Origin of the sequence: Amycolatopsis sp. NPDC048633, assembly GCF_040650695.1 — a bacterium.
Taxonomy (GTDB): domain Bacteria; phylum Actinomycetota; class Actinomycetes; order Mycobacteriales; family Pseudonocardiaceae; genus Amycolatopsis.
On the sequence record NZ_JBEZHS010000006.1, the window covers coordinates 270,513 to 284,045 of the forward strand.

Consider the following 13,533-nt stretch of genomic DNA (forward strand, 5'->3'; position numbering starts at 1 on the left):
ACTCGAGGCGACCACGCCGTGAACCTGGAGGTACCTGGTGGCACTGTCTTCGGACAAGGACAAGGTCGTCGAAGCGCTCCGGGCGTCCTTGCGGGACAACAAGCGGCTGCGGGAGCAGAACGACCGGCTCGCGGCCGCCTCCAGGGAACCGATCGCCGTCGTCGCGATGAGCTGCCGGTTCCCCGGTGGCGTCAGCTCGCCCGAACAGCTGTGGGACCTCCTACGCGACGGCGGCGACGCCATCACCGGCTTCCCCGCCGACCGCGGCTGGACCGCCGACGAGCTGGCCGGCAGCAACACCGCCGAGGGCGGTTTTCTCGACAAGGCCGCTGACTTCGACCCCGGCTTCTTCGGCATCTCGCCGCGCGAAGCCCTCGCCATGGACCCGCAGCAGCGCCTGCTCCTCGAAGTCTCCTGGGAGACCTTCGAACGCGCGGGGCTGGACCGGAAGACCTTGCAAGCCAGCGACACCGGCGTGTTCATCGGCTGCAGCAACCAGGCCTACGGCTCCACCGACCTCGACGGCCTGCCCGACGAGGTCCGCGGCCACCTGCTCACCGGCAGCGCCGTGTCGGTCGCGTCGGGGCGGATCGCCTACACCTTCGGGCTCGAAGGCCCCACCGTCACCGTCGACACCGCCTGCTCGTCCTCGCTGGTCGCGCTGCACCTCGCCGTGCAGGCGCTGCGCGCGGGGGAGTGCTCCATGGCGCTCGCCGGCGGCGTCACCGTGATGGCCACGCCCGCCGTGTTCGTCGAGTTCACCAGCCAGGGCGGCGTCTCCGCGTCCGGCCGGTGCCAGTCGTTCGCCGACACCGCCGACGGCACCGGCTGGGGCGAGGGCGCCGGCGTGCTGCTCGTCGAGCGGCTGTCCGACGCCCGCAAGAACGGCCACCCGGTGCTCGCGGTCCTGCGCGGCTCCGCGGTCAACTCCGACGGCGCGTCCAACGGCCTCACCGCCCCCAACGGCCTTTCGCAGCAGCGGGTCATCCGCGCCGCGCTGGCGAACGCCGGCCTCAAACCGTCCGAAGTGGACGCTGTCGAGGCGCACGGGACGGGCACCACGCTGGGCGACCCGATCGAGGCGCAAGCCCTGCTCGCGACCTACGGCCGGAACCGCGAGCACCCGCTCCGGCTGGGCTCGATCAAGTCGAACATCGGGCACACCCAGGCCGCCGCCGGCGTGGCCGGCGTGATGAAGATGGTCCTGGCCCTGCGCCACGGCGAGCTGCCCCGCACGCTGCACCTCACCGAGCCGTCCACCCAGGTCGACTGGACGCGGGGCTCGGTCGAGCTGCTCACCGAGCACACCGCCTGGCCCGAGACCGGCGCACCCCGCCGGGCCGGCGTGTCCTCGTTCGGCGTCGGCGGCACCAATGCCCACGTCGTCCTCGAAGCCGCCGAGCCCACACCCGCGCCGGAGGAAACCGAGGAGTCGCGAGGCCCGACGACTTGGGTGCTGTCCGCCCGCACCGCCGAAGCTCTGCGCGAGCAGGCCGACCTGCTGCGCAAGCGGGTCACCGACGAGAAGCCGGCCGACGTCGGAATGACGTTGGCCACCGCCCGCACCGCCTGGGAACACCGCGCCGCCGTCCTCGGCGACACCGTCGAGGACCTCGTCCGCGGCTTGGACGCGCTCGCGGACGCGACGCCGTCGGCCGAGGTCGTCCGGGGCGTCGCCACGCCGCCGGGCAAGACGGCCTTCGTCTTCCCCGGCCAGGGCGCGCAGTGGGCCGGGATGGCCGTGGACCTGCTCGACGAGCCCGTGTTCGCGGCTCGGATGGCGGAGTGCGCCGTCGCGCTGGCCCCGCACGTCGACTGGCAGCTGACCGACGTCCTGGGCGACGCGGACGCGCTGGCCAGGGTCGACGTCGTGCAGCCGGCCTCCTGGGCCGTGATGGTCTCGCTCGCCGCGCTCTGGCAGTCGGCGGGCGTGCGGCCCGGCGCCGTCGTCGGGCACTCCCAAGGCGAGATCGCCGCGGCCTGCGTCGCGGGTGCACTGTCTCTTGAGGACGGTGCGCGGGTGGTCGCGCTGCGGAGCAAGCTCATCGCCGAGGTCCTCGCCGGCAAGGGCGGGATGGCGTCGGTCGCGCTGTCCCTCGAGGACGTCACCGCCCGCCTCGACGACCGGATCAGCGTCGCGGCCGTCAACGGCCCCGGCTCGGTCGTGCTGTCCGGTGAGCCGGAAGCCCTCGACGAGCTGGTCGAAACCTGTGTGGCCGAAGGCATCCGCGCCCGCCGCATCCCGGTGGACTACGCCTCGCACTCCGCGCACGTGGAGGCGATCGAGGACGCCCTGCTCACCGCGCTCGCCCCGGTCACCCCGCGCGAAGCCGAGATCCCGCTCCACTCCTCGGTGCTCGGCGAACGGATCGACACCGCGACGATGGACGCGGCCTATTGGTACCGGAACCTGCGCCGCACGGTCCTGTTCGACACGGCCGTGCGTGGCCTCGCCGAGGCGGGGTTCACCACGTTCGTCGAGGTGAGCGCCCACCCCGTGCTCGCCGCGGCCGTCGAGGAGACCCTGGACGGGCCCGTCGTCGTCGGGTCACTGCGCCGCGGCGAAGGCGGCCTGCCGCGCTTCCTGACGTCGCTGGCCGAGCTGTGGAGCCGCGGTGGCCCGGTCGAGTGGGCCGGGCTCTTCCCCGGCGCGCGGCACGTCGACCTGCCCACCTACGCGTTCCAGCGCGAACGCTACTGGCTGACCGCCGCCGAGAAGACCGAGGGCGCGGCCGACGAGCAGTTCTGGTCCGCTGTGGACAGTGGCGACGTCGACGCGCTGGCCGGCTCCCTGGACGTGGACGCGACGGCGCTCGCCGACGTCCTGCCCGGCCTCGCCCAGTGGCACAAACGCCGTACCGAACAGTCCGTTGTGGACAATTGGCGCTACCGGATCACGTGGCAGCCGGCGAACCCGCCCCAGGCGGAGCTCACCGGCCGCTGGCTGGTCGTCGCCCCGGCCGGGTACCCGGCCGAGGGCCTCGTCGAGGGCCTGGCCGCGCACGGTGCCGAGCCGGTCCTGCTGACCGTCGAGCCCGGCGCCCCGCTCCCGGAGCTGCCCACCGAGGACGTCACCGGCGTCTTGTCCTTGCTCGCCTTCGCCGACGACGGCCTCTACGCCACCATCGAGCTGGTTCGGGCCGTGGCCGCGCCGCTGTGGCTGCTGACCCGCGGCGCTGTCTCCACGGGCCGCGCCGACCGGCTGACCAGCCCGGACCAAGCCCAGGTCTGGGGCATGGGCCGCGTCGTCGGCCTGGAACACCCGGACCGCTGGGGCGGCCTGGTCGACCTCCCCGAAGACCTCGACGAACGCGCGCTCGGCCGCTTGGCCAGGGTGCTCGCCGACGCGAGCGAGGACCAGGTCGCGATCCGGGCGGCCGGGGTGCTGGTCCGCCGCCTGGTCCCGGCGCCGCTCGGCACCACCCGCCCGGCCCGCGAGTGGCGGACGAGCGGAACCGCGCTGATCACCGGCGGCACCGGCGCGCTCGGCGCGCACGTCGCGCGCTGGCTGGCCGGGGCGGGTGCCGAGCACCTCGTCCTCACGAGCCGCCGTGGTCTCGACGCGGACGGTGCCCCCGAGCTGCGCGAAGAGCTGACGGCGCTTGGCGTCGAGGTGACCATCGCCGCCTGCGACGTCGCCGACCGCGACGCCCTGGCCGCCTTGCTCGCCGACGTCGAGCCGCGCACCGTCGTGCACGCGGCCGGGGTGGGGCGCTCGGCCGCCCTCGCCGACACCGACCGCGCCGAGGTCGCCGACACGCTGCGCGCGAAGGTCGACGGCGCCGCCAACCTCGACGCCCTGCTCACCGGGGACCTCGACGCGTTCGTCCTGTTCTCCTCCAACGCCGGGGTCTGGGGTGGCGGCGGCCAGGCCGCTTATGCCGCGGCCAACGCCTCGCTCGACGCCTTGGCCCAGCACCGCCGGGACCGCGGCTTGACCGCGACGTCGGTGGCCTGGGGCGCGTGGGCCGGGGCGGGTATGACCGGCGACGGCTCCGCGGAACAGCTGCGCCGCCGGGGCATCCGCGCGATGGACCCCGCCCTCGCGCTCACCGTGCTGCGGCAGGCCCTCGACGCCGACGAGACGTTCCTGGCCGTCGCGGACATGGACTGGGCGCGGTTCGCCCCTGCCTTCACCGCGGCCCGCCCGCGGCCCCTGCTCGACGAGCTGCCCGAAGTCCGGCGAGTCCTCGAAACGACGCCGGTCGAGACGGATTCTCCGCTGGCCCAACGGCTTGCCGCCATGACCGGGTCCGCACAGGCGGAAGCACTGCTCGACCTCGTGCGCGCGGAGACCGCCGCGGTGCTGGGCTACCCCGGGCCGGGCTCGGTCGAGCCGGACCGGGCCTTCCGCGACCTGGGCGTGGACTCCCTGATCGCGCTGGAGGTGCGCAACCGCCTCGTCGCGGCGACCGGGCTCAAGCTGCCCGCCGTGGTGCTGTTCGACCACCCGGACCCGCGGCGGCTCGCCGCGCTGCTGGGGCACAAGCTGCTCGACGCCGGCCCCGTGGCGGCCGATCAGCTTGTGTCCCGGGTGGACGCGGACGAGCCGATCGCGATCGTGTCGATGGCCTGCCGCCTGCCCGGCGGCGTGCGCTCGCCGGAAGACCTGTGGGACCTGGTCTCCTCGGGCGCCGAGGGCCTCTCGGCCTTCCCGGTGAACCGCGGCTGGGACCTCGACGCGGTCACCGGCATCGGCGGGTTCGTCCACGACGCCGACGAGTTCGACGCCGGCTTCTTCGGGATCTCACCCCGCGAAGCCCTGGCCATGGACCCGCAGCAGCGGCTGCTGCTGGAGAGCGCGTGGGAGGTCTTCGAGCGCGCCGGGATCGACCCGCGCTCGCTGCGCGGCAGCGCGGCCGGTGTGTTCGTCGGCTGCGGCACGCAGGGGTACGCGACCGGCCACACCGAAGCGGCAGAGGAGGTCGAAGGGCACCTGCTCACCGGGAACGCCGGCGCGGTCGTGTCCGGACGAGTGTCCTATGTGCTCGGTCTCGAAGGCCCGGCGGTGACCGTCGACACGGCGTGCTCGTCATCCCTGGTGGCGCTGCACCTCGCCGCCCAGTCGGTTCGCTCCGGCGAGTCGTCGATGGCGGTGGCCGGTGGCGTCACGGTGATGGCGACGCCGGGAGCGTTCCAGGAGTTCGCCAAGCAGGGCGGCCTGGCTGGCGACGGCCGGTGCAAGTCCTTCGCCGAGGCGGCCGACGGCACCGGCTGGGGCGAAGGCGTCGCGCTGGTGCTGGTCGAGCGCCTGTCGGACGCGCAACGACTGGGCCACCCGGTGCTCGCGCTGCTGCGCGGCTCGGCGATGAACCAGGACGGCGCGTCGAACGGCCTGAGCGCTCCGAACGGCCCGTCGCAGCAGCGCGTGATCCGCGCGGCGCTGGCGAACGCGGGCCTGGCACCGTCCGATGTGGACGCCGTCGAGGCGCACGGGACGGGCACGACGCTGGGCGACCCGATCGAGGCGCAGGCTCTGCTGGAAACCTACGGCCAGGACCGTGACCGTCCACTGTGGCTCGGCTCGGTGAAGTCCAACGTCGGCCACACGCAGGCGGCGTCGGGCGCGGTGGGCGTGCTCAAGATGGTCCTCGCCCTGCGCGGCGGAACGCTGCCGAAGACGCTGCACGTGGACCGGCCGTCGGACCGGGTGGACTGGACGTCCGGCGAAGTTCGGTTGCTGACGGAGGCCCAGGCCTGGCCGCAGGGCGACGGGCCGCGCCGCGCGGGCGTGTCGTCGTTCGGGGTCAGCGGGACCAACGCGCACGTCGTCATCGAGGAGCCGCCCGCGGTTCCCGCTGTCCACCATGAACCCGAGGTCGGTGTCGTGCCGTGGGTGCTTTCCGGCCGGACCGAGCAGGCGGTGCGTGACGCCGCCCGCGGGCTGCCGGACGGCGACCCGGTCGACATCGCGCTCGCACTGGCCGCGCGTTCGGCGTTCGAATACCGGACCGTGGTCGTGGGAGACGGTCGCGACGACCTGCTCGCCGGGCTCGCCGCGACGACCCCGGTCCTCGCCGAGCCGGGCAAGACAGCGTTCCTGTTCTCGGGCCAGGGTTCGCAGCGGGTCGGGATGGGCGCGGAGCTGTACGAGCGATTCCCGGTGTTCGCGGACGCCTTCGACGCGGTCTGCGCGCTGGTGGACTCTTCTTTGGATCGACCGTTGCGTGAAGTTGTCTTCGGTGACGCTTCGGCGCTCGACGAGACCGGGTACACGCAGCCGGCGTTGTTCGCGGTCGAGGTGGCGCTGTTCCGGTTGCTGGAGTCGTGGGGCGTGGTCCCGGACCACGTTGCCGGGCACTCGATCGGCGAAATCGCCGCGGCGCACGTCGCTGGAGTTCTGTCCATCGAGGACGCTTGCCGTTTGGTGACCGCTCGGGCGGGCTTGATGCAGGCGCTGCCCAAGGGCGGCGCGATGCTGGCTGTGCAGGCCACCGAAGACGAAGTTGCCACGGTGCTCACCGACGGCGTCTGCTTGGCCGCGGTGAACGGCCCCGAGGCCGTGGTTGTCTCCGGTGAAGTCGAAGCCGTCGAAGCGGTGGAGCGGCACTTCGCCGGGCTGGGGCGCAAGGTTCGGCGGCTCACGGTGTCGCACGCGTTCCACTCGGCGCTGATGGACCCGATGCTGGCCGAGTTCGCCCGCGTGGCCGGCTCGTTGACCTTTACCTCGCCGAAGATCCCGCTGGTGTCCACTGTGTCCGGTCGCCTGGCCGGGGACGAGATCCTGAGCTCGGAGTACTGGGTGCGCCAGGTCCGCGAGCCGGTCCGGTTCGCGGACGCTTCAGCCGCGCTCGCCAGCCTCGGCGTGACGCGAGGGGTCGAACTCGGCCCCGACGGTGTGCTCTCGGCACTGGCCGCGTTCCCCGCGCTTCCGTTGCTGCGCAAGGACCGTGCCGAGTACGCGAGTCTGCTCACCGCGTTGGGCGACGCGCACACGCGCGGCCACACCGTCGACTGGCGTGCGCTCCTGCAGGCGGCACACCCGGGGCGTCCCGCCGGCGCCGTCACGCTGCCGACGTACCCGTTCCAGCGCACACGCTTCTGGCTGGACACCCGCCCGGCGCCCGACGCGCGGTTCTGGGCGGCCGTCGAGAGCGGCGACGTCGAGGCCCTCGCGGCCTGGCGCGAGCGCGGCCAGTCGCCGGCCGGCCAGTACGAAGTCACCTGGACGCCCGTCGACACCGGCGAGACCCGGCTCGACGGCCGGTGGCTCGCGGTGGTCCCCGCCGGCTCGGGCACGCGGCTCCTCGACGACGTCCTCGAAGTCGGCCCCGCCGACGATCGTGCGTCCCTCGCCGCACGCTTGCAGGGCCGGACCCTCGACGGCCTGCTGTCCACTTTGGATGTCGAAGGCCAGCTCGCGTTGGTCCAGGCCCTCGGTGACGCCGAGATCGACGCGCCGCTGTGGTGCGTCACCCAGGGCGCGGTCGCCGCGGCCGAGGGTGACGTGCCGGATCCGGCGCAGGCGATGGTCTGGGGCCTCGGGCGCACGGTCGCCCTGGAGCACCCGCACCGCTGGGGCGGGCTCGTTGACTTGCCCGTCGACGTGGACGAGGAGACGCTCGGGCTTCTCCACTCGATCCTCGGCGGCACGACCGGGGAAGACCAGGTCGTCCTCCGCGGCACGCAGGTCCTGGCCCGCCGCCTCGTCCGTCGCACCCCGCGCCCGGCGGCACTGTGGCAGCCCAGCGGCACGGTCCTGGTCACCGGCGGCACCGGCGCCCTCGGGAAGCACGTCGCGAGGTGGCTGGCCAAGGCCGGCGCCGAACGTCTCGTCCTGCTCGGCCGCCGGGGCCTCGACGCCCCCGGTGCCCAGGACCTGGTGGCCGAACTCGACGTGCGCGTCGACGTCCTGGCCTGCGACGTCACCGACCGCGCCGCGCTCGAAGCGACTCTCGGGTCCGTCGGCGAACTCACCGCCGTCGTGCACACCGCCGGGGTCCTGGCCGACGGAGTCCTCGAAGCCCTGACCCCCGAACGCCTCGCCGAGGTCGTCGACGCCAAGGCCGTCTCCGCGCGGCACCTGCACGAGCTCACCGCCGGACTCGAGGCGTTCGTCCTGTTCTCTTCCTGCGCCGGTACCTTCGGCGCGGCCGGGCAGGGCAACTACGCCGCCGCCAACGCCTACCTCGACGCCCTCGCCGAACAGCGCCGCGCCCAGGGGCTGGCGGCGACGTCGATCGCCTGGGGCCCCTGGGCAGACGGCGGAATGGCCACCGCGGCCGCCGCCGAAGAGCACCTCGGCCGCACCGGGCTCGCCCCGCTGCGGCCCGATCGCGCCATCGCCGCGCTGCAGGCCGCGACCGGCGGCGGCCCGGTGGTCACCGTCGCCGAAGTCGACTGGGAGCGGTTCGCCGCCGCCCTCACCGCGCACCGCCCGAGCCCGCTCATCGCCGGCCTGCCCGAGGTGCGGCAGCTCGCACCGGCCACCACGGGCTCGCTCGACCTCGCCGGACTGTCCACGGTGGACGCTGACCGGCAGCTGCTCAAACTGGTCCGCGAGCAGGTCGCCTTCGCCCTCGGCCACCGCTCGGCCGACGACGTCGCGGCCGGCCGCACCTTCAAGGAGCTCGGCTTCGACTCGCTGACCGCCGTCGAGCTGCGCAACCGCCTCGACACCGCCACCGGTCTGCGGCTCCCGGCCACCCTCGCGTTCGACTACCCGACGGCGACGGCGCTCGCGGGATACCTGCGCACGGAACTGCTCGGCGAAGCCGAGGCCGAACACATGGCCGTCGTGCAGAACACCGACGAGCCCATCGCCATCGTCGGCATGAGCTGCCGCTTCCCCGGCGGGGTGCGCAACCCCGACGAACTCTGGGCGCTGCTCGCCGAGGGCCGTGACGCGGTTTCGGAGTTCCCCGCCGAGCGCGGCTGGGACACCGACGCGCTCTACGACCCCGATCCCGACCACGCCGGAACGACTTATGTGCGCGAAGGCGGGTTCCTGGCCGGCGCCGACGAGTTCGACGCCGAATTCTTCGGGATCTCGCCGCGCGAGGCGCTGGCCATGGACCCCCAGCAGCGGCTGCTGCTCGAGGCCTCCTGGGAAGCCCTGGAGCAGGCGGGCGTCGACCCGCTTTCGGTGCGCGGCGCGCCCGTCGGCGTGTTCGCCGGGACCAACGGGCAGGACTACACCGCGGCGCTGCACTTCGGCGAGGAGAGCGTCGACGGCTACCTCGCCACCGGCAGCGCCGGCAGTGTCCTTTCCGGACGGATCTCCTACGAGCTCGGGCTGGAAGGCCCGGCGATGACCATCGACACGGCGTGCTCGTCGTCGCTGGTCGCCCTGCACCTGGCCGCCCAGTCGCTGCGGGCGGGCGAATGCTCGCTGGCGCTGGCCGGCGGCGTGACGATCATGTCCACCCCCGGCCTGTTCGTCGAGTTCAGCCGGCAGCGCGGGCTGGCGCCCGACGGGCGGTGCAAGGCCTTCGCCGACGAAGCGGACGGCACCGGCTGGGGCGAGGGCGTCGGCGTCGTGCTCGTCGAACGGCTTTCCGACGCCCGCCGCAACGGGCACCCGGTGCTCGCCGTTGTCCGGGGCACCGCGGTCAACCAGGACGGCGCGTCGAACGGCCTGACCGCGCCGAACGGCCCGTCCCAGCAGCGCGTGATCCGCGCGGCGCTGGCGAACGCGGGCCTGACACCGTCCGATGTGGACGCCGTCGAGGCGCACGGCACCGGCACCACGCTGGGCGACCCGATCGAGGCGCAGGCGTTGCTGGCGACCTACGGCCGGGACCGCGACGCGGAAGAGCCGCTGTGGCTCGGCTCGATCAAGTCGAACGTCGGGCACACGCAGGCGGCCGCGGGCGTCGCCGGAGTCATCAAGATGGTCCTCGCGATGCGCGAAGGCGTGCTGCCCGCGACCCTGCACGTCGGCGAGCCGTCCCGGCACGTCGACTGGGATAGCGGCGCGGTATCCCTGCTGACTGAGCCGCAGCCGTGGCCCGAGCGCGAAGGCCCGCGCCGTGCCGGAATCTCGTCGTTCGGCGTGAGCGGCACGAACGCGCACATCATCGTCGAGCAGGTCCCCGAACCGCCGGTCGAGTCCACTGTGGACGTGGAAGGAGCCTTGGTTCCGTGGGTGATCTCCGCCCGGTCGGAGCCGGCGGTCCGTGACCGGGCGGCCGCGCTGGCCGAGGTGTCCGGGAGCGTCGCCGAGATTGCTTGGTCGCTGGTCGAAACCCGGTCCCAGTTCGAGCACCGCGCGGTCGTCTTCGATGAGCACCGCGCCGGCCTCCGCGAACTGACCGCCGCCGTCACCGGGACCGCCGGGGCCGCGGGGGAGACCGTGTTCGTCTTCCCCGGCCAGGGCGCGCAGTGGGCGGGCATGGCCGTCGAGTTGCTCGACGAGCCCGTCTTCGCGCAGCGGCTCGCGGAATGCACGGAAGCGCTGGCCCCGCACGTCGACTGGTCGCTGACCGACGTCTTGGGCGATGCGGAAGCCCTCAAGAGGGTCGACGTCGTGCAGCCGGCTTCGTGGGCCGTGATGGTGTCCCTGGCCGCGCTCTGGCGGGCGCACGGAGTCGAGCCCGACGCCGTCGCCGGGCACTCCCAGGGCGAGATCGCGGCCGCGGTCGTCGCGGGCGGACTGTCCCTCGAGGACGGTGCGAAGGTCGTAGCGCTGCGCAGCAAGGCGATCGCCGCCGGACTCGCGGGCCAAGGCGGCATGGCCTCGATCGCGCTCGGCGCCGAGCGCGTCGCGGACCTGCTGCCGGACGGGGTCGCGATCGCGGCCTACAACAGCCCGACCTCGACGGTCGTCTGCGGCGACCCGGCCGCACTGGACGAACTCATCGCCCAGTGCACGGAAAAGGACATCCGGGCCCGGCGCATCCCGGTCGACTACGCCTCCCACTCGGTCTACGTCGAAGGCATCCGCGACGATCTCCACGAGGTCCTGGCGGGCCTGAGCCCGCGCACGGGCGACGTCCCGTTCTACTCCGCGGTCACGGCCGAGCCGGTCGACACCGCGACCCTGGACGCCGGGTACTGGTACCGGAACCTGCGCGAGCCGGTCCGCTTCCTGGACACGACCCGCGCGCTCGTCGAGCGGGGACACCGGTTCTTCGTCGAGGTCAGCCCGCACCCGGTGCTGCTGTCCGCGATCCAGGAGACCCTCGACGACACCCCGGGCGTCGTCGTCGGGACGCTGCGCCGCGGCGAAGGCGGCCCCCGCCGGTTCCTGACCTCGGTCGCCGAGCTGTGGACGCAGGGGCACGACGTCGACTGGCGGACCTTCGTCCCCGAGACGCGCACAGTCGGCTTGCCCACCTACCCGTTCCAGCACCGGCGCTTCTGGCCGAAGACCGCGCAGCCCGTGATGGCCACGGGCGACCCGGTCGACGACCAGTTCTGGGCCGCGGTGGAACGCGAAGACCTGGCGTCGATCGCCGGCACCCTGGCCATCGCGCCGGAACCCCTCGGCGACGTCCTGCCCGCGCTCGCGTCCTGGCGGCGCACCCGGCTCGAGAAATCCACTGTGGACGGCTGGCGTTACCGCATCACCTGGAAACCCCTCACCACCGAACAGAAACCCCTGGAAGGAAACTGGCTGGTCGTGACGCCGGAGGGCGGCGACCACGCGTGGATCGACGCCGCGAGGCAGGCGATCGAGGACGCGGGCGCCACCGTCGTCCCGATCACCGTCGGGGCCACCGACCGCGCCGCGCTCGGCAAGCGCCTGGTCGATCTCGCTCCGGTGGACGGCGTGCTCTCCCTGCTGGCCCTCGACGCGACCGCACACCCGGTGCTCCCGCGCGGCGTCGCGAACACCCTGCTCCTGACCCAGGCGCTCGGCGACGCCGGGATCACGGCTCCGCTCTGGCTCGCCACGGCGGGCGCGGTGGCCACCGGCCGGGCCGACAAGGTGACGGACGCGGCGCAGTCCCAGGTCTGGGGGCTGGGCCGGGTCATCGGCCTGGAGCACGCCGACCGCTGGGGCGGCCTGGTCGACCTGCCGGACACGACCGGGGAGCGCGACCGGCAGCGGCTGGCCGCGGTCCTGGCCGCGGCGGGCGACGAGGACCAGGTCGCCGTCCGGGCGTCCGGGGTCCTCACCCGCCGCCTGGTGCCGGCCCCGCTCGGCGACGGCGCCCCGGCCCGCGACTGGCGGCCGGACGGCACCGTCCTGATCACCGGCGGCACCGGCGCCCTCGGTGCCCACGTCGCCCGCTGGCTCGCCGGCCGCGGCGCGCAACGCCTGGTGCTCACCAGCAGGCGCGGCGAAGCGGCACCCGGCGCGGCCGAACTCCGCGAGGAGCTGACCGCGCTCGGCGCGAGCACGACGATCGCCGCCTGTGACATCGCCGACCGCGCGTCCCTGAAAACGCTGCTCGACGAGCTGGGTGAGCCCGTCCGGGCCGTCTTCCACGCGGCCGGCGTCGTGCAGGGCACCGCGCTCGACGACACCGAGCTGACCGAGTTCGCCGAGGTCGTGTCGGCCAAGGTCGCCGGCGCCACGCACCTCGACGAGCTCCTGGAAGACCTCGACGCGTTCGTCCTGTTCTCCTCCAACGCCGGCGTCTGGGGCAGCGGCGGGCAAGGCGCGTACGCGGCGGGCAACGCGTTCCTCGACGCGCTCGCCCAGCGACGCCGCGACCGCGGGCTCACCGCGACTTCGGTCGCGTGGGGCGCGTGGCAGGGCGCGGGCATGGCGGGCGACAACGACGCCGAAGAGCACCTGCGCCGCCGAGGCGTGGGCGCGATGCCGCCGGAGCGGGCACTGCTCGCGCTGGGCCAGGCGATCGACCGCGACGAGGCCGTCCTCACCGTCGCCGACGTCGACTGGGAGCGGTTCATCCAGGGCTTCACCGCCGCGCGGCCGCGGCCGCTGCTCGACGATCTCCCCGCCGTCCGCCGGGCCCTCGAAGCCCGGCCGGCCGAGGCCGAGTCGACGCCGGCGGACTTCGCGGGCCGGCTGACCGGCCTGCCGCCCGTCGAGCAGGAGCGGGTGGTCCTCGACCACGTCCGCGACGCCATCGCCCGGGTGCTCGGGCACGCGGGAGCCGAGGAGATCGACGCGAACCGGCCGTTCAAGGAGATCGGCTTCGACTCCCTGACCGCGGTGGAGCTGCGCAACCGGTTGCGCGGGGCGACCGGGCTCAAGCTGCCCGCCACCCTCGTCTTCGACCACCCGACGCCGTCGGCACTGGCCGGGTTCCTGCTCTCGGCGCTGGTCGGCGAGACCCTAGCGGGCCCGGCGGCGGCACTGGCGGAGCTGGACCGGATCGAGGCGATGGTTTCAGGGGTTTCCCCAGACGATGACGCCTTTGGTCAAATCACCAGCCGACTTCAGACCATGCTGAACAAGCTGGGAGAAGCCCGGGCGTCCGACGGCCGCCCCCGGGCGGCCCAGCAGCTCGAAGGCGCGACGGACGACGAAATTTTCGACTTCATCCACCGGGAGCTAGGCAGGTCGTGATGGCCCGGCGCCGGTGGACCGTGACATGCGGGGCTTCGCCCCGGGCCGGGGGCTTCGCCACCCGGAGCCCCCGGAAAGAGGCCCCATAAGGACCACAGGCGAGGGCG

Annotated in this window: 1 protein-coding gene; it reads left to right on the top strand. The window is 73.9% G+C overall.

All coding sequences use genetic code 11. The annotated features are described in order from the left end of the window. Positions 1-37 precede the first annotated feature (37 nt). Positions 38-13,426, top strand: coding sequence for a type I polyketide synthase (locus AB0C38_RS15460; RefSeq protein ID WP_360672607.1), 13,389 nt, complete (start codon positions 38-40; stop codon positions 13,424-13,426). Positions 13,427-13,533: the final 107 nt, after the last annotated feature.